This is a genomic window from Acidithiobacillus sp. (genome assembly GCF_023229925.1).
Lineage (GTDB): Bacteria > Pseudomonadota > Gammaproteobacteria > Acidithiobacillales > Acidithiobacillaceae > Acidithiobacillus.
Window position 1 is genome coordinate 250,805 of sequence record NZ_JALNYM010000003.1, and the last position, 18,036, is coordinate 268,840.

Here is an 18,036-nt window from a genome sequence, read left to right on the forward strand (position 1 = left end):
CTGAACATGGGCTGAGTATAGACATGGTCTAAAACAAAATCAAGTATCAAATGGCAGCTGTCGGCGTGCGGATCTCAGGCGTTGTCCCAGCCGAGATAGGTAGATGCTGTGTCGAGACCACCATAGCGAATTTGAAAATCCGCCTGAGCGCGGACGACGGCTTTCGCATGGTAGGCAATGCCAACGCCCGCCTTGCGGATCATGGGCAGGTCATTGGCGCCATCGCCAATAGCGATGCAATGGCTGGCATCGGTGCCCAGACTGATGGCCAGCAGGTCGAGGAGATCGGCCTTGGCGGTGGCATCGACGATGTCTCCGAGCACCTGGCCGGTGATTTGCCCGTCGATGATCTCCAGGGTATTGGCGAAGGCGTAGTCGAGGTCCAGCGCCTCTTGCAGGTGGCGGGTAAACTGGGTAAAGCCGCCGGACACGACACCGACCTCCAGCCCTTGGGCCTTAGCCGCTGCCACCAGTTCTCGGGCACCGGGACTGAGCCGCAAGCGCTCACGGATGATGGTATCGATGATGCTCGCTGGCGTACCGGCCAGCAGACGTACCCGCTCGCGCAGGGAGGTTTGAAAATCCAGTTCGCCGGCCATGGAGCGCTCGGTGATGGCGGCGACCTGCCGCCGGAGACCAAGGTGGTCGGCCATTTCGTCAATGCATTCAATGCCGATCAAGGTCGAGTCCATATCGGCCAGCAATAATCGGAAATGACCCTTGCCCCAGAGAGGAGTCACGGCAACATCCAGAAAGACGCCTTCCAGAGCTTCAATGAGACGGTGGTTGCTGGCGCCCAAGGGGCCGCTGGGACCGTGCAGGACGAGGGCCAGATCGTCTCCCTGGCAATGGAGCACGCGGCCCGGCATAAGGCTTTGCAGATGCAGGGTGGTCAGTGTCCGGCGCAGTGCCTCGGGTTGTGCCGCACCATGCAGCACCAGACGTACAGCACTGCTGGCGCTGCTCATAGGAGCCCAGATCACTTCTCGTTCCTGATGCAGCGCCTGGCGCGCGAGTTCGTCGAGGAATGGGGCGATTTCACTAACGGTGACCGGCAAATTCCAGCTTTGCAGCCAGCAGCCCCAGAGTTCCTGGTGGCTTTCCACATCCGCCACCAGTTGGCCCATGCTAGCTGGCAGGCTCATGGGGCCGCGTGAGGCGGGGCTGAGAATAGCGAGGCGCGTGCTGCTCATGGCTGAATCCTTAGTTGGTCAACGAGTTGCAATAATTCCTGACAGCGCGCTTCGCCGTCGGGTAGATCGCGGCGAATGCGCAGCCGGTGTTCGCCGTCCAATTGGTAGATACTGTGAGGCTGCTGGATGAGTTGGATGATTTTTTCAGGGGCCACCTGATTTTCGGAGGCAAATTGCAGGCGGGCGCCAGCGGGACCGGCGTCGATTTGTTCGATGCCGATCTGGATGGCACTCAGACGCAACCGGGTCTGGCAGAGCAGGGTGCGGGTCGGTGCAGGAATGGGCCCGAAGCGGTCGATCATCTCCACCATGATCTCACCGATAGCGGCATCGCTGCGCACGTCACTGAGGCGTTTATAAAGTTGCAGGCGCAAGTGCACGTCGGGCAGGTAGTCATCAGGTATCAGCACAGGCGTGTTGAGATGGATTTCCGGGCCACTGGTACGCTGTTCTTCCAGGCTGCGGGGATCACGTCCGGCACGAATGGCCTCCACCGCATCGCTCAGCCATTCCATGAAGAGGGTGAAACCGACTTCATCCATATGCCCGCTCTGTTCTTCGCCGAGCAGTTCTCCCGCCCCACGGATTTCCAGATCGTGGCTGGCCAGGGCAAAGCCAACGCCCAGATCTTCCAGAGATTGGATGGCATCGAGGCGGCGCCGGGCATCGTCGCTCATCGCGCGGGGGTCCGGGGTGAAGAGGTAGGCGTAGGCGCGTTGATGGGAACGACCGACCCGGCCACGCAATTGATGGAGCTGGGCCAGACCGAATTTGTCGGCACGGTTGATGAGGATGGTATTGGCGTGGGGATTGTCGATACCTGACTCGATAATAGTGGTGCTGAGGAGGATATCGAAGCGCTGATGGTAAAAATCCAGCATCACTGCTTCCAGTTCGCCCTCGGGCATCTGGCCATGGGCCACGCGCAGGCGCGCTTCCGGTAACAGGCGGCGCAGAGTGCTGGCCATACGCTCAATGTCGCGCACCTCATTATGCAGAAAATATACCTGGCCGCCGCGATGCAGTTCGCGCTGGCATGCTTCGACCACTGTCGCTTCATCCCAGATCTGCACAAAGGTGCGTACCGGCTGGCGGCGCTGGGGGGGGGTGGCGATGATGGATAAGTCACGCAGGCCGGCCAGCGAGAGATTCAGGGTGCGCGGGATAGGGGTGGCAGTCAGCGTGAGAATATCCACCTCGGCACGCAGTGCCTTGATTCGCTCTTTCTGGCGTACGCCGAAGCGATGCTCCTCATCCAGAATCAGCAGACCCAGGTCGTGGAAGGCGACATCCTTTTGCAGCAGGCGATGGGTGCCGATGAGGATATCCACCTCCCCGGCGGCCACGGCGGCGAGCACTTGCTTGTGCATTTTGGCATTCTGGAAACGGGAGAGCACTTCCACCCGCAGGGGCAGTCCGGCGCAGCGGTCCCGGAAATTCTCGTAATGCTGTTGGGCGAGCAGGGTGGTGGGTACCAGCACCGCCACCTGCGCACCACTGTGCGCCGCCATAAAGGCCGCGCGGAGTGCCACCTCCGTTTTGCCGAAGCCCACATCGCCGCAGACCAGGCGGTCCATGGGGTGGGGGCTGGTCATGTCGGCAATGACGGCGTCGATGGCTTGCTGCTGATCCGGGGTTTCCTCAAAGGGGAAGCGGGACACGAATTCCCAGTAGGCGTCATCGGGTGCGGCAAAAGCCCGGCCGGTGCGCGCCGCGCGGCGCGCATAGATATCCAGCAGTTCGCTGGCGGCGTCAATGGCCTTTTGCCGCGCCTTGGCCTTGGCTTTTTCCCAGTGATTGCTGCCCAGGCGGGAAAGCACCGGCTCCGTCGCACCGTTACCGACATAGCGCGCAATGCGATCCAGATGATCCGCCGGGACGTAGACGAGATCGCCGTTGGCGTACTCCAGGACCACGTATTCATTGATGTCGCCTTGCGCGGCAAAGGGCGTGGCCATGCCCTGAAAACGGCCGATGCCGTATTCCTCATGGGTAACGGCGTCACCCGGCTGTAAATCGCCGAGATCGCGGACCAAGCCTTCAATGCTGCGCTGCCGGGCGTTGGTGCTGCGCCGCTGGGCAAAGACGCGATCACCAAAAATTTGCGCCTCGGAGACCAGCGCCAGGCTGACCAGGCCATTTTCCTTGATGAGCAAGCCGCGTTCCAGGGGCGCCACGGTGATGGCGATCCGTTCCGTACCCGCCAAAAACTCCGGCCAGTCCTGAACCCGGGTGGGGAGCAGTCCGCTCTTGCCAAGCCGTTCTGACAGGGCTTCCTGGCGGCCCGGCGATTCAGCGGCGAGGATGACCCGGCCTGCTGCCGGCAGGTGGCGCAGAAAGGTATCGAGTGAGGCCAGTGGCGATTCCGGGCTGCCATGGAGACCGGGGAGGGGTGCAGTCGGCAGATGCTCCGCGTCGCCTTCCTGTTGCCCGTATACTAGAGCCCGACCACGCAGGACATCCTCCCATTCACTGGGGGGCAGGAGCAGTTCGTCGGGTGGCAGTATGGGATATGCCGTGTCATGAGCCCGTTCCTCGTAGCGCTCCCGCCAGTCCTCGCGAATATGCCGGGCGGATGCCTCCAGGCCGGGGGGCAGAAAGATGACACCGTCTTTGGGAAAGTGCATCAGCAGATGACTGCTCTCGGGAAAAAAGAGCGGGAGATAATGCTCGGCGCCTTGGGGTACTTGTCCGCGACTGGCCGCCCGGTATATCTCGGCACGTTGTGGATCACCGCTGAAGCGGGCGCGGAACTGGCTGCGAAATTCCTGCAGCGCGGCAGCGTCCACCGGCACCTCCCGCGCCGGGAGCAGAGAGACCCGCTCGACTTTTTGCAGGGTACGCTGGGTTTCCGGGTCGAAGGCGCGGATGCTCTCCACTAATCTGTCGAAGAGTTCAATGCGGTAAGGCGAGGGGCTGCCACTGGGAAAAAGATCAATGATCCCGCCGCGCCAGGCCAATTCGCCGGCCTCCGAAACCTCACTGACATTGCGATAGCCGGCGTCGATCAGACGCTGACGGAAACCCTCTGGGCTGAGGTGGTCGCCGACGGCGAGGACAAAAGCGTGCTGGTCGAGGAAACTGCGCGGTGGCAGGCGTTGCAGGACGGCGGATAGTGGGGCGAGACAAACGCCACGCCATTCCGGCAGAGTAGCGAGGGTAGCCAGCCGGGTGGCCGTGGCATCTGCCGGCGGCGCCAGGCGATCGTAGGGAAGGATTTCGCGATCCGGAAAAATCAGCGGCGATGGTAAGTCCGGTGCAAAAAAACGCCACTCGCGCTGCCATTCCTCCACGTCGCGGGCATTCGGCAGCAGAATCAGCAGCGGGCGCTGCCACTGACGCGCCATCTGCGCCGCCAGCCAGCTATCCGCAGCACCGTAAATTTGACTAAATGCGCGTGCCGCCCCGGCGCGCGGCGGGGTGCCGAGAGAAAGACTTCGATCCAAGAATGTCTGATCTTATGTGGGGACTCTGAAGGGTCCTAGTGTAAAGGGGTGCTGTGGAAACTGCAAAACGGGGTGCTGCTTTGTTGCGTCTTCTCGAAAGACTGCGGATACTTCGGTTTACAGTTTTGGTCTATGAAAGTCGGGAGGTTCACATGGAGCGCGTCTGGGTAGTGATCCCGGCGGGAGGGCGGGGACAGCGGTTTGGAGCGGCGCAGGCCAAGCAGTACGTTCTGCTGCGCGGCCGTCCCGTCATTGCCCATACTCTGGCGGTCTTCCTTCGGGAGCCATGTGTTGCCGGCATTCAGTTGGTTCTGCCAGGTGAGGATGTTGCGACCGGTACTTGGCGGGAGTTATTGGGACCTGTGCAAGGGCCGCTCCTGCCCCCTGTCGTCGGCGGTGCTCAGCGCGCGGATTCGGTGCGTCTTGGTTTGGAGGCGCTGCTGCGGCAGGGGGCAGGGGGGGGCGACTGGGTGCTGGTGCATGATGCCGCTCGGCCCTGTCTGCGTCGCGAAGACCTGTTGCTCCTGCTCGACAGTTTGACGCATTCGCCCCAGGGCGCTCTTCTCGCCGTACCGGTTGCCGACACGCTGAAGCGTGCAGAGAATGCGCATTCCATGGGCACTGTAGATCGTGAGGAATTGTGGCGCGCCCTCACACCACAGGCCTTTCCCCTCGGTGCTCTACTGGCTGCGCTGGAAGCGGCGCGTGGACAGAATCTGCAGATCACCGATGAGGCCTCGGCGATGGAATGGCAGGGCTGGTGCCCCCGTTTGATTCACGGGCATGGTGACAATATCAAGGTCACCATGCAGGATGATCTCGTGCTGGCAGCCGCCGTTCTTGCAGCGCGTGATGAAGAATAACCCCATGCAACTGCGTATTGGTCATGGCTTTGACGTACATGCGCTGGTGACCGGTAGACTCCTTATTCTCGGCGGTGTGACGGTCCCCTACAAATTTGGCCTTGCTGGCCACTCCGATGCTGACGTACTCCTTCACGCCATCTGCGATGCGCTGCTGGGGGCGGCGGGCCTGGGCGACATCGGTCGCCATTTTCCCGACACCGACGTCCGTTTCGCGGGCGCAGATTCGCGGCTCCTGCTCCGGCATTGTCACCAGTTGGTACAGGAGAAAGGTTTTTCGGTAGGCAATGTGGACGCGACCATCGTCTGTCAGCGTCCCAAATTGGCAGCTCATATCCCGCAGATGCGCGCCCATATTGCGGCTGACCTCGCCGTGGAGCTCGATGTGGTCAACATCAAAGCGACCACTACCGAACAACTGGGGTATACCGGTCGGGGTGAAGGCATTGCTGCCCACGCCGTCGTTCTGATACAGCATGTCTGAAAGTCCGCCGCGCATCTATCCCGCAGAGGGCGGTTTGCTCAGCGCCGGATTGCGACAAACTCCAGAAGACTTTCAGGTCACGGAACTGCTGCCCTTTACCGCATCCGGTTTGGGCGCCCATCACTGGCTGGTGGTGGAGAAGCGCGGCCTCAATACCCAGGATGTGGCCAACCGCCTGGCGCGTTGCGCGGGTGTGGCGGTCCGCGATGTGGGCTTTGCCGGTCTCAAGGATCGCCATGCCATTACCCAGCAGAGTTTTACGGTGCCAGCCACGCCGGGGCCTGATCCGGACTGGGCCAGTCTGGAAGACGACTGTCTGCACTTTCGGCAGATCAGCCGCCACGACCGTAAATTGCGTCGGGGTGTGTTACGTGGCAATCACTTCCAGCTCATTTTGCGCGCCACCACAGGAGAGCGCAGTCTCTGGGATGCCCGTCTGCAACATCTCATACAAGGTGGGTTCCCCAACTATTTTGGTGCCCAGCGCTTTGGGCATCGTAATTTGCAGGAGGCTGCGCGATTGCTATCCGGGCAGCCGATGCGGGTAGACCGCCATCGGCGCGGCCTGCTCTGGTCCGCTGCCCGTGCCGCCCTGTTCAATCTGGTCCTCGCTGAGCGGGTGCGGCAAGCTAACTGGACGGAGATTCTGCCGGGCGAAATCGTGCAATTGGCGGGTTCGCACAGCATTTTTTTGGCGGAAGACGATGGTCTGACGGATTTGCAGGTGCGTGCCGCCGACTGGGACCTGCATCCTACCGGTCCTCTGCCGGGCCGTGGTGGGTTGGCACCAGCCACTGTCGCCGCAGTGCTAGAGGCATCGGCACTAAGTGCCCGACCCATCATCGCTGGTGCAGCGGGTGACGGCCTGCGCTGGGCACAATGCCTTGCGGAACAGGGACTAGATGCTGCCCGGCGTCCCTTGCGCGCGCGTCCCGAGAACCTGACTAGCCACTGGCAAGATACACAGACTCTTGTCTTGAGCTTTTTTCTCCCTGCCGGAGCCTTCGCTACGAGTTGTGTGGAGAGCCTTTTCGGGCAGGAAATGGCCGACGCAGCGAGGCTTGACCTTTGTGTTGACTAGATGCTTTACAATGGACACTATGCTCAGAAGCGTTATATCAGGGAGAGAGATATAATATGGAAACCCCAGTGACCATTGGTCGTTTGGCGCGTGAAGCAGGGCTTGCCGCAGAGACTTTGCGCTATTATGAGCGGATTGGACTCATTCGGCCGGTGCAGCGGACCCAGTCCAACTATCGTCTGTATGACGGCGAAGCGGAAGCTCGTCTGCGTTTTATCCGGCGTGCCCAGAATCTCGGTTTTTCTCTGGCAGAGGTGAAGGAGTTGCTGGATATCAGCAGCAGTGTCGAGAATGACATGGGTGAGGTCAAAGCACTCACCGAGCAAAAACTTGCCGAGATTGATTTCAAGATCGCTGATTTGCAACGGATGCGCACAGCCCTTGCGCAGCAGGCTGAGCGTTGTCCCGGTCACGGCTCCGTTGCAAATTGTCCGATTCTGGCCTCCCTGGCCGACGCAGGAGGTGCCATGCCTGTTCGGGAGCGCTGGGAGCGGCAGGATAGCCAGTCGCCCTACAGCGTGGCATAGCGCTGAGCGTGTTTTGGTAAAACACGTTATAACCAAACAAGGAGAATGGCTACCCATGGAATGTCTCGAATTGTCCGTACAGGGCATGACCTGCAAACATTGTGTTATGGCGGTGGAAAAAGCGTTGCAAAATATCCCGGGTGTGCAGCAGGTGTCGGTCGATTTCGACGCCGCGACAGCCTGGGTTGAGGGAGATGGGCTGCTCCCAGGTCCGTTGATTCATGCTGTTGAAGAAGAAGGCTACAGTGCCCGGTTAAAGGCCTAAGCTATGGTTGGATTGCTTATCCTCGACGAGGCCAGCCCAGCAGAACACGCAATGCGCCGCTGCCCCCTTCTTCAGGGCGAGCCTGAGCAAAGGACAGTACTTCCCGGTGACGCATCAGCCAGCCACCCACCAGTCTTTTCAGGACGGGAATACGACCAGGGGATCCCAGTCCTTTGCCATGGATGACGCAGACGCAGGTCCAGCGACATTGCCGCGCTTCCCGCAAAAATGTCGCCAGTTCAGTACGAGCCTCTTCAACGGTACAGCCATGCAGATCGAGCCGCTCCTGAATCCGGAACCGTCCCCGGCGCAAGTCCCGTAGCAGGGCCGGAGACAGCCCGGACCGCAAATAAAGCCACTCGTCTCCAGATTCCAATACTTCATCGCCGTTCAGGCCGTGGCCGAGTGCTTCGAGAACGGCCAGCTCATCCTGGTGCCGCTGTAGCGGTAGGGGCGGTGGTGGTGCAGGACGTGGGGGAGGCGGCGGGGCTGGCAGGGGCCGGACATCGGCCACCGCCCGCAGGAAGCAATCTGCTTCTGCTGCATCGGTCACTGGCTCTTGCTTCTCCGGCTGATCTGGCCGCCGCCGCCTCATGTTTCAGTCCTCTTGTTGCTCCAGCCAACGCTCCGCGTCCAGCGCAGCCATGCAACCGCTGCCCGCGCTGGTCACTGCTTGGCGATAGACATAGTCCTGTACATCGCCCGCCGCAAACACACCCTCAATGCTGGTGGCTGTTGCCATGCCGTCGCGCCCGCCGCGGGTAATCAGGTAACCCCCTTCGTCCATCTTCAGTTGTCCCTTGAAGATGCTGGTATTGGGCTGATGGCCGATGGCAATGAACACCCCCATCAGCGTCAGGTCCTGGGTACTGCCGTTTTCCACATGCTTAATCCGCAAGCCGGTGACCCCGGAGTCGTCACCCAGTACCTCGTCCACAGAGTGGTCCCAGATAATGGTGACGTTCTCCTTGGCCATCAGCTTGTCCTGCAGAATTTTTTCGGCACGGAACCGGTTACGACGGTGGATGACCGTTACGTGCTTGGCGATATTGCTGAGATAGAGCGCTTCTTCCACTGCAGTGTTGCCGCCACCGACTACCGCGACCGCCTGTCCGCGATAGAAAAATCCGTCGCAGGTCGCACAGGCGGAAACGCCTTTGCCGCGAAACTGGTCTTCGCTGGGCAAACCAAGGTACTTGGCAGATGCACCTGTAGCGAGAATCAGCGCATCGCAAGTATAACAATGCTGGTCTCCACTGAGGCGAAAGGGTCGTTGGCTCAGGTCTGCGGTATGAATGTGGTCGAATAAAACCTCGGTATCAAAGCGCCGCGCTTGTTTTTCCAGTTCCTGCATGAGCTCCGGACCCATGATGCCATTTGCCGCACCGGGCCAGTTGTCCACGTCCGTGGTGGTCATCAGTTGGCCGCCGGGCTCCATGCCCTGTACTAGTATCGGGCTCAGATTGGCGCGTGCCGCATATATAGCCGCCGTATAGCCACCGGGACCGGAGCCCAGGATGAGTAGGCGACAATGTTTTTCATCGATGACACTTTTCGGATCGCTCATGGATACCTCGCTGCCGGAGTGGAACGGTATTGGACGAGCTGCGCACACGGCGGAACCCGTCCAGACTTATGCGAATTACTGGCCGGAAGCTTAACACCATTCCCGCGCTGTTGTCCCCGCCTTCCACAGGGAGGTGGCATCGGGAATCGTGAAATGAACGCCTGCATCTGATCCATTAGAAGCTGCTAACAATGGCATTTCTTTGCCTTTCTTCTTTGGCATCTCCTTGACACCCGTGCAGGGGTCGTTTAGCGTGCCAGCATGAGTTCTGCTGCCCGTAATGCGTCTCGAGGCTCCCGGCCTGCTGCCCCTGCAAAGCCGGTTCAACTATCGCGCGCCAAACCATGGCGCCGCGAGGCGCTGTTGCTGGTGCTGATTGCGGTGGCGACCTTTATGGCGATGTCCCTGCTCAGTTTTCACCCGGCCGATCCCAGTTGGTTTAATAGTGGCAAGGGTGGCCCGGTGCATAATTGGGGCGGCGAAACTGGTGCCTATCTCGCTGATTTTCTGGTACAGATTTTTGGCATGATCGCCTGGCTCCTCCCGGTTGCGCTGGGAGCGTGGGTCTGGCAGACGTGGCGGCGCTGGTTTCGTCAGCATCCCGGCCGCTGGGCGGCGCCTCTGGGGGCTGTCGCCATCGCGCTGGGTCTGAGCAGCTTCCTCGCGCTGACTTGGCCAGCGGACTGGTGGCCTGTTGCCGGGGCCGGCGCGGGCGGCATTCTCGGTCAGGAAATCGGTGTCCTTACTCAACCTTTCATTGGTGTGGGTGGTAGTGCATTGCTATTTCTGGCGCTGTTTGTTCTCGGTGTGTTTCTGCTCACCGGCCTGGGACCGCGCGCTATGGCGGCATATATCAGCGCCCTGCATTTCTCCTTGCCGCGACCACACTGGCGCCTGCGCTGGCCTTTGCGACGGCGTGTACCAGCCCAAGCGGTGTCGGTTACGGCGCCTGGGCCCGCAGCGCAAAAGCCATCCCCGGCAGCAGCACCGAGCTTCTTCTCCACCAAAAAGCGCGGAGCAGTATCGGCTGGCGCTGCCGTTAAAAGTAGTCGACAGTTACCATTGCCCGCACCCGTAGGGCCGCCGCGCGCTGATGGTCTTCCCGATCTTGCCTTGCTCGATCCGGCAGATGCGGAAGACCCTGGTTCACAGTTGCAGCCCGAAGTGCTGGTGCAGCAGTCGCGCATGCTGGAAGAAAAGCTGGCCGACTTCGGGGTGCAGGCAACCGTGGTGGCGGCCCATCCCGGACCAGTGATTACCCGTTTTGAAATAGAGCCGGCACCGGGGGTCAAAGTCAGCCAGATCGCCGGTCTCAGTAAAGACCTTTCGCGCGTGCTGGCGGCGCGGGTACGTGTGGTAGAAGCCATTCCCGGTAAGGCCACCATGGGCATCGAGGTGCCGAACCTCAAGCGGCGCACGGTGCGTCTCTCCGAGGTGCTTTCCAGTCACAGTTTTACCCAGAGCAAAAGCCATCTAACGCTGGCACTGGGGCAGGATATCGGTGGTCAGCCGGTGTCCGCCGATCTGGCGAAGATGCCCCATCTGCTGGTGGCCGGAACCACCGGCGCCGGCAAGTCTGTGGGCGTCAATGCCATGATTCTCAGTATTCTCTTTAAGGCGACTGCTGACGACGTCCGTCTGATTATGGTGGACCCCAAGATGTTGGAGTTGTCCATCTATGAGGGCATCCCCCATCTGCTGGCGCCGGTGGTAACGGATATGAAGGAGGCCGCGAACGCCTTGCGCTGGTGCGTGGCGGAGATGGAGCGGCGCTATAAGCTCATGGCCTTTGCCGGAGTGCGCAATCTAGCCGGATATAATCAGAAAGTGCGGGACGCGGTGGCTTCGGGACATCCCCTGCCGGGTCCGGATAAAGATATGGATGGCGAGCCCGTCGCGCTGAGTGTGCTGCCTGCTATCGTGGTGATCATTGATGAGTTCGCGGACCTGATGATGGTGGTCGGTAAACAGGTGGAAACCTTGATTACCCGCCTAGCCCAGAAAGCGCGCGCTGCCGGCCTGCACCTCATTATGGCGACACAGCGTCCATCAGTGGATGTCATCACCGGCCTGATCAAGGCCAACGTCCCCACCCGCATTGCCTTTCAGGTTTCGTCGCGTATCGACTCGCGTACCATTCTCGATCAGATGGGGGCGGAAACCTTGCTGGGCCAGGGTGACATGCTTTATCTGCCGCCCGGCTCCGGTTATCCGTTGCGGGTGCATGGGGCCTTTGTCAGCGATGAGGAAGTTCATCGTGTAGTAGAGTCCCTGCGTCAGTTAGGCGCGCCACAGTACGACGAGCGTATTTTGCAGGGCAACGACAGTGGCGATGGTGAGGGCATGGAGGGCGAAGGCGAGGAAGATGCTGATCCCCTCTATGATCAGGCGGTAGCCATCGTTACCAGCAGTCGCAAAGCGAGCATCTCTTACGTGCAGCGGCAACTCAAGGTGGGCTATAATCGGGCCGCCCGCATGATCGAAGAGATGGAGCGGGTTGGTGTGGTCGGTCCCTTGCAAAGTAACGGGAGCAGAGAAATCTATGCAGCAGCACCGCCCGGTCGGGACTGACTATTTGCGCTTTACGCGCGGCCCATTACCGGTCTTACGTTTGGCTCGCTGGTTTTTGGTGGCGCTGCTGATTTTGGGCGGTATCCAGTACGCGGCCGCCGCCACGGGTCTGGCGATGCTGCAGGATTTTTTCCAGAAAACCCATACCATCACGGCCCAGTTCAATCAGGAAGTAACCAACCATGACGGCCAGATCGTCAAGCGTACCAGTGGTAAGCTGTGGATTTCCCGCCCCGGCAAATTTCGATGGGACTATAGCGGTAACAACGGGCAAACCATTGTATCCAACGGTGAGAAGGTCTGGCTCTACGAACCCGCTCTGGAACAGGCCACGGTACAACCTCTCGGCAAAGCCCTCGGATCGACCCCTGCGGCGCTGATCGCTGGCAGCGATGACCTCCGCCAGCGCTTCAAGATTGCTGACCTAGGTCAAAAAGACGGTCTCCACTGGCTCCTGCTCCATCCCAGAACGGGTCAGGATCAAGGCTTCACGGCTCTGCGCATGGGTTTTGATGCGCAGGGCGCACTGCGCCAGATGCGCATGGAAGATGCGTTTCAGCAACAGACCGTCCTCCGCTTTGAGCATATTAAAATCAATCACCCCATTTCGGCGCAGGAGTTCCAGTTCACTCCGCCGGCCGGTGTGGATGTTCTCTCGCAATAATTTTTTCTGGAGTACTGTATGTCGGCTTTGAAGACCCGCCTCGCCCTTGTTACCCTCGGCCTGTTAGTGGCTGCGCAATCCCATGCCGCAGGTTTTGCCGCGCCGACCTCCGTGGTGGGACTTTCGGAAGCAGGCGCCACGGTAGCCGATGGCGGGCCCGTCAGTAGCTTTGCCGACAATCCTGCGGACATGGTCTTCTTCCCGGGTACTCGGGTGGGCCTGGATATACTCGCGATGCGCCCTACTTACACAGTGAATAACAGCAATGTTACTTACGACGCCAGCAGCAATCTGCAGATTCTGCCCAATCTCTTTGTGACCCATCGTTTTAATGACCTCCCGCTGGCGGTCGGTCTCGGTATCACTTCGCCCTTCAATATCAACAACACCTGGCCTGCCGGGACTTTTCCCACACAATCCCTGCCGTTGAAGAATGACTTGCGGATCATTGATGTGAATCCGGGTGTTGCCTACTTGCTGCTGCCTAATCTGAGCGTTGGGGTGGGTCTGGATTATTACCAGACGCTCAGTGCAACCTTTGGCCCTCACTCCGGCAATGGTGGGGGTGTCGGCGGTAACGTCGGGCTTTTCTACACCACGGAGCGCCTCAATGCGGGACTCAGTTACCGCTCGACGGCCAACATTTCTTCAGGCGGCGGCAGTATTGACCTCCCCAGTCGCGTGCAGGCAGGTGTCCGCTATCGCTTCACCCCGCGCTTTGCCACTGAATTGGATGTGGACTGGAATGACTGGAGTAACGCCCAGTTACCCGGCTATGGTAGCCTCGGCTGGAAATCCTCCATGGCCTATCGTATCGGGCTCAGCTATCATCTGAACCAGAATCTGGAGTTCCGCGGTGGTTTGGCTCACGAAGGTAGTCCTACTAATGGCGCCAGCATAAATGCGGCAGTACCTGGCACGAGCAGTAATCTGGCCGCCTTTGGACTGGGTATTGGCGTTGGTGCTTGGCACTATGATTTGGGTGCTTCTTATGCCCTTTCCGGATCTACGACCTCCGACAATCCTATCTATGGTGGTAACTACAAAGCCAGCACCCTCAACTTTGGCGCCGCCATTTCCCGGGACTTTTAAGGGATAGGCTGCCCGAGCAGAACGCCTATGGCAGCATTGTCCGGTAGCGACCCTCGCCCGTTGGCGGCCCGTATGCGTCCCCAGACGCTGGGCGCCTACGTCGGGCAGAACCATCTGCTCGGCAAGGGAGGTCCGTTGCGGACCATGGTGCAGGCCGGGCATCTGCACTCCATGATTCTCTGGGGTCCGCCGGGCAGTGGCAAAACCACCTTGGCGCAACTCCTCGCCCATGCTGCTCGCCAGCACTTCCAGATTCTGTCTGCCGTCAACAGCGGAGTACGAGAAATCCGTGCCGCCGTCAGCAGCGCCGAGGCCGCCCAGTCCCTGGGCCAGGGCACGGTCCTCTTCATTGATGAAATTCATCGCTTCAACAAAAGCCAGCAGGACGCCCTGCTGCCCCATGTGGAAGAAGGCGTCGTGACCCTCATCGGCGCGACGACGGAAAACCCCAGCTTCGCCCTGGTCAACGCCCTGCTATCCCGGGCGCGCGTCTACGTTCTCAAGGCGCTGAGTGATGAAGAACTCGGCACGGTGCTTGATCACGCACTTGCTGATAGTGTGCTCGGTCTGGGTAACCGGGCGATAGAGATGTCCCCGGAAGTACGCAAGGGTTTGCTGACTGCTGCCGACGGCGATGCCCGTCGTCTCCTCAATCTGCTCGACCTCGCTGTACAACTGGCCCCGGTGCGGGCGGGTAACACACAGATCACTGCCGAAATCGTCGCCGCAGCCAGCGGTCAATCCTGGCGACGCTTCGACAAGGGTGGTGAAGCTTTTTACGACGAAATTTCCGCTTTTCACAAGTCGCTGCGCGGTTCCGACCCCGATGCGGCCCTCTACTGGCTGGCGCGAATGCTCGATGGGGGTGCCGATCCCTTGTACCTCGCCCGCCGTCTGGTGCGCATGGCTTCTGAAGATGTCGGCCTCGCTGACCCGCGGGCTCTAGATATGGCCCTCGCCGCCAAGGACGCCTACGCCTTTCTCGGCTCGCCCGAGGGGGAGCTGGCCCTCGCGCAAGCCACGGTCTATCTCGCAAGCTGCCCCAAAAGTAACCGCATCTACGATGCCTGGAATGCTGTGTGCGCCGCGGTCAAGGCCGGTGGTAGTGCAGAAGTGCCCCTCCATCTGCGCAATGCGCCCACGAAACTGCTCAAAACACTGGATTACGGCAAGGAATATCAATACGATCACGACTATCCCGATGCCATCGCCCCGGAGCAGCATTATTTGCCCCCCGGCCTGCGTCAGACCCATTTTTATGACCCCAGCGACCGCGGCCTGGAAACCCGTATTCAGGAGCGTTTACGCTGGATAAATGCTCATCGTCAACCTGTCCGAGAGAAGAAACCCCATGCTTGATCCCAGCTTGCTGCGCAACGGACCAGAAAAAGTAGCCGCAGGCCTCGCCCGCCGTCACTTCACTCTGGATGTGACGGCCCTGAGAACCCTCGACCAGCAGCGCAAAACCCTGCAGATTCAGCTTGAAGAAGTGCGCAACGCCCGCAATGAAGCCTCCAGACAGATCGGTCAGGCGCGCCGTCAGGGGCTCGATACCAGCGCGATGCAGGCCGCGGCGGCGCAGCACGGCGAGGAAATCAGGACCCTGGAACAATCCCAGGAAGGCATCCTTGCCGAATGGGAGAACCTGACTAGCAGCCTGCCCAATATCCCGCAGGATTCAGTGCCCGATGGCCGCGATGAAAGTGACAATGTGGTGTTGCGTCACTGGGGCACGCCCCGCGCCTTCGATTTCCCTCCTCACGACCATGTCGATCTGGGCGAGGACTTGGGTATTATTGATTTCGAGGCGGGCGCCCGCCTCGCTGGCGCCCGCTTTGTGGTGTTGCGTGGCCTCGGTGCCCGTCTGGAGCGCGCCCTGACGCAATTCATGCTGGATTTGCATACGACGGAACACGGCTACTGCGAAATTGCGCCGCCCTTTCTCGCCAACGCTGACTCCCTCTTCGGCGTTGGGCAGCTCCCCAAATTCGAAGAAGACCTTTTCGCTTTAAGGGACGACCCCTATTACCTGATTCCCACTGCCGAAGTGCCGCTTACCAATCTTCTGCGCGGTGAGATTGTCGGCACCCTGCCGCAACGCTTCTGTGCCTATACTCCCTGTTTTCGGCGCGAAGCGGGAGCTTATGGGCGCGACACCCGTGGCATGATCCGCCAGCATCAGTTCGACAAGGTGGAGTTGGTGCAGATCGTTCGTCCCGAAGATTCCGCTCAGGCCCACGAAACACTTACCGCCCATGCCGAAAAGGTATTGCAACTTCTGGAGCTGCCCTACCGGGTGGTAGCCCTCTGCGCGGGAGATTTAGGCTTCAGCGCTGCCAAGACCTATGACCTGGAAGTCTGGCTGCCGGGCCAGAATCAGTACCGGGAAATCAGCTCCTGCAGCAATTTCGAAAGCTTTCAGGCACGTCGCCTGCAGTTACGCTATCGCGCGGAAGATGGTAAGCCTCAGCTCGCCCATACCCTCAATGGCTCTGGCCTTGCCATCGGCCGCACCCTGGTTGCGCTTCTGGAAAATCATCAACAGGCCGATGGCAGTGTCCGGATTCCCGCCGCCTTGCGTCCCTACCTCGGCGGGATGGGCGTCGTTAAGGCCTGAGCCCGTGCATTCGGCTTACGAACCCGTGAGTTGTGCACTGCACAGCGCCTTAGAGTTGGCCGCGATGCAGCGTCGTCCAATGCGTTTGCACATGGCGGATGGCACATGGCAAGCCGGCATTGTTCTCGACGTTTGGACTGCGCAGGGCAGGGAATGGCTGCGTCTGCGCCGGTCCGACGGTAATGTCGAGATCGATCTTACCCATATTCAACAAGTCCAGGAAAATACTGCACCATGAAATATCCCATTATCCCCAGTCTTCTTGCCAGTTGTTCGATGCTGCTTTCCAGCACTGCCTTTGCCGCGGAGTTTCCCCTGCCCGCTGCCGGCAGCAACATGGTCGGCCAACTTCAGGTGGTCATCGCCCGGCATCAGGATACCCTGCTCGACATTGCCCGCCATTACGATGTTGGCTATAACGAAATCCGCGCCGCGAACCCCGGTGTCGATCCCTGGCTTCCCGGCGCCGGAACCCATGTGCTGGTTCCCACCCAATATATTCTTCCCCCCAAACCCTGGACGGGGATCATCATCAATATCCCGGAGCGCCGACTGTTTTATTTCCCCGCGGGTCAGAACGTGGTTTATACCTATCCGGTAGGCATTTTCCGGCCAAAATGGCCGAATCCGCTGGGCAGCACACGCATCATTGCCAAAGTCAGGAATCCCACCTGGACAGTACCCAAAAACATACAGGAGGAACACGCCAAGGCCGGAGAACCCATACCCGCGTTCTTTCCCGCCGGCCCTGACAACCCCATGGGTGAACTGGCGCTGGAAACGGGTTGGTCGCAGATTTTCATTCATGGTACCAATAAGCCTTGGGGGGTGGGCATGCGGGTCAGCCATGGTTGCTTCCACGTCTATCCTGAAAACGAAGTCCAGCTCTTTAAAATGGTAAAGGTGAACACGCCGGTGACGACCATAGATCAGCCATATATTGTCGGGACGAGTGGCAACGGCCAGCTCTACCTGCAAAGTTTTGCACCCATAGAAGCCTATAACAAAGGCGGCAACGCGCAACAACGCGCGGTCGATGCTATCAGTCTTTTTGAAAAGCAGGTTCAGCAAAGCTGGACGATTAACTGGCAGCAAGTCATCGATCTGGTAGAAAAGCCCAATACCATACCCACGGCCATCAATATCAACGCCCCTACTCTGTCCGCGGAGGTCGCCCAATTGCCTGCCCAGCCCTATGATTTTGCGCCCTATGGTGAGAATGCCAATACCGCGACGCCGCCACCTGCGCCGACCCCCATCGCCACCCCAGCGCCCTGAACAGGCGCTTCCTCTCCGGGGGCAAAAAAAGCGCTTGCGTGCCCCCATACCCCCGTGTATAGTTCGTCCTCTCGGCGGGGCAGAGGACCCAGAGAGAGCAGCAAATACATTGGGTGTTGACAGTAAAGTAGATCGCCTGATATAGTTACAAACCCTGTTGCGGGGTGGAGCAGCTTGGCAGCTCGTCGGGCTCATAACCCGAAGGTCGTAGGTTCAAATCCTACCCCCGCTACCAAGATTCGCAGTACGTGGTTACGTGGTATTGTTCTTTCCCAGCCGAGTGGAGATGTGTGGGGTTTAGGCCCAGGGGTATTATCAGTGCTTAGGTGCTGATAGATACCCTGAGCAGTATTGTTTTAAGATGGATTGAACGAGAGAGTTTGATCCT

At 59.8% G+C, this 18,036-nt stretch carries 16 protein-coding genes and 1 tRNA gene; 13 read left to right on the forward strand and 4 right to left on the reverse strand.

Translation table 11 applies throughout. The features are described from left to right. Nucleotides 1–74: 74 nt before the first annotated feature. Nucleotides 75–1,193, reverse strand: a complete 1,119-nt coding sequence (gene serB / locus M0P56_RS11400; protein WP_291510143.1) for a phosphoserine phosphatase SerB — start codon at nucleotides 1,191–1,193, stop codon at nucleotides 75–77. Further along, complete coding sequence (gene mfd / locus M0P56_RS11405; protein WP_291510144.1) at nucleotides 1,190–4,639, reverse strand: transcription-repair coupling factor; 3,450 nt, start codon at nucleotides 4,637–4,639, stop codon at nucleotides 1,190–1,192. The genes serB and mfd overlap by 4 nt, the downstream gene beginning before the upstream one ends. A gap of 152 nt (nucleotides 4,640–4,791) precedes the next feature. Here mfd and ispD point away from each other — a divergent pair, with 152 nt between their 5' ends. Genes ispD through M0P56_RS11430 form a run of 5 tightly spaced genes read left to right on the forward strand, consistent with a single transcriptional unit; the run spans nucleotide 4,792 to nucleotide 7,859 of the window. Continuing rightward, nucleotides 4,792–5,502 (forward strand): 2-C-methyl-D-erythritol 4-phosphate cytidylyltransferase, encoded by a 711-nt coding sequence (ispD, locus tag M0P56_RS11410; protein ID WP_291510145.1) that lies wholly within the window; start codon nucleotides 4,792–4,794, stop codon nucleotides 5,500–5,502. A 4-nt stretch (nucleotides 5,503–5,506) separates the two neighbouring features. After that, nucleotides 5,507–5,986 carry a 2-C-methyl-D-erythritol 2,4-cyclodiphosphate synthase gene (ispF, locus tag M0P56_RS11415; protein WP_291510146.1) on the forward strand — a complete coding sequence of 160 codons (480 nt, stop codon included), beginning with the start codon at nucleotides 5,507–5,509 and terminating at the stop codon, nucleotides 5,984–5,986. Continuing rightward, nucleotides 5,979–7,067 (forward strand): tRNA pseudouridine(13) synthase TruD, encoded by a 1,089-nt coding sequence (truD, locus tag M0P56_RS11420; protein ID WP_291510147.1) that lies wholly within the window; start codon nucleotides 5,979–5,981, stop codon nucleotides 7,065–7,067. Before ispF ends, truD begins: the two co-directional genes overlap by 8 nt. Nucleotides 7,068–7,123: 56 nt before the next feature. Beyond that, entirely contained in the window at nucleotides 7,124–7,594 is a 471-nt protein-coding gene (locus M0P56_RS11425; RefSeq protein ID WP_291510148.1) for a heavy metal-responsive transcriptional regulator, read from the forward strand. Between the two features lie 55 nt (nucleotides 7,595–7,649). Then, on the forward strand, nucleotides 7,650–7,859 hold the full coding sequence (locus tag M0P56_RS11430) for a heavy-metal-associated domain-containing protein (RefSeq protein ID WP_291510149.1): 210 nt from the start codon (nucleotides 7,650–7,652) through the stop codon (nucleotides 7,857–7,859). A gap of 16 nt (nucleotides 7,860–7,875) precedes the next feature. Here the strand turns inward: M0P56_RS11430 and M0P56_RS11435 are convergent, their stop codons facing one another. Continuing rightward, nucleotides 7,876–8,454, reverse strand: coding sequence for a Smr/MutS family protein (locus M0P56_RS11435; RefSeq protein ID WP_291510150.1), 579 nt, complete (start codon nucleotides 8,452–8,454; stop codon nucleotides 7,876–7,878). Between the two features lie 3 nt (nucleotides 8,455–8,457). After that, nucleotides 8,458–9,426, reverse strand: coding sequence for a thioredoxin-disulfide reductase (gene trxB, locus M0P56_RS11440; RefSeq protein WP_291510151.1), 969 nt, complete (start codon nucleotides 9,424–9,426; stop codon nucleotides 8,458–8,460). Between the two features lie 261 nt (nucleotides 9,427–9,687). Between trxB and M0P56_RS11445 the strand changes: the two genes are divergently transcribed. The 8 genes from M0P56_RS11445 to M0P56_RS11480 all read left to right on the forward strand — a co-directional run bounded on the left by M0P56_RS11445 (nucleotide 9,688) and on the right by M0P56_RS11480 (nucleotide 17,883). Beyond that, nucleotides 9,688–11,997, forward strand: coding sequence for a DNA translocase FtsK (locus M0P56_RS11445; RefSeq protein WP_291510152.1), 2,310 nt, complete (start codon nucleotides 9,688–9,690; stop codon nucleotides 11,995–11,997). Beyond that, nucleotides 11,969–12,661, forward strand: a complete 693-nt coding sequence (gene lolA, locus M0P56_RS11450) for an outer membrane lipoprotein chaperone LolA (protein WP_291510153.1) — start codon at nucleotides 11,969–11,971, stop codon at nucleotides 12,659–12,661. The genes M0P56_RS11445 and lolA overlap by 29 nt, the downstream gene beginning before the upstream one ends. An 18-nt stretch (nucleotides 12,662–12,679) precedes the next feature. Further along, a complete protein-coding gene (locus M0P56_RS11455) occupies nucleotides 12,680–13,753 on the forward strand; it encodes an OmpP1/FadL family transporter (protein WP_291510154.1) in 1,074 nt (357 codons plus the stop codon). A gap of 27 nt (nucleotides 13,754–13,780) precedes the next feature. Then, entirely contained in the window at nucleotides 13,781–15,112 is a 1,332-nt protein-coding gene (locus M0P56_RS11460; protein WP_291510155.1) for a replication-associated recombination protein A, read from the forward strand. Beyond that, nucleotides 15,105–16,370 (forward strand): serine--tRNA ligase, encoded by a 1,266-nt coding sequence (serS, locus tag M0P56_RS11465; RefSeq protein ID WP_291510156.1) that lies wholly within the window; start codon nucleotides 15,105–15,107, stop codon nucleotides 16,368–16,370. The genes M0P56_RS11460 and serS overlap by 8 nt, the downstream gene beginning before the upstream one ends. Before the next feature lie 79 nt (nucleotides 16,371–16,449). Continuing rightward, nucleotides 16,450–16,608 carry a hypothetical protein gene (locus M0P56_RS11470; protein ID WP_291510164.1) on the forward strand — a complete coding sequence of 53 codons (159 nt, stop codon included), beginning with the start codon at nucleotides 16,450–16,452 and terminating at the stop codon, nucleotides 16,606–16,608. Continuing rightward, complete coding sequence (locus tag M0P56_RS11475) at nucleotides 16,605–17,648, forward strand: L,D-transpeptidase family protein (RefSeq protein WP_291510157.1); 1,044 nt, start codon at nucleotides 16,605–16,607, stop codon at nucleotides 17,646–17,648. Before M0P56_RS11470 ends, M0P56_RS11475 begins: the two co-directional genes overlap by 4 nt. Nucleotides 17,649–17,806: 158 nt before the next feature. After that, a tRNA-Met gene (locus M0P56_RS11480) sits at nucleotides 17,807–17,883 on the forward strand. Nucleotides 17,884–18,036: the final 153 nt, after the last annotated feature.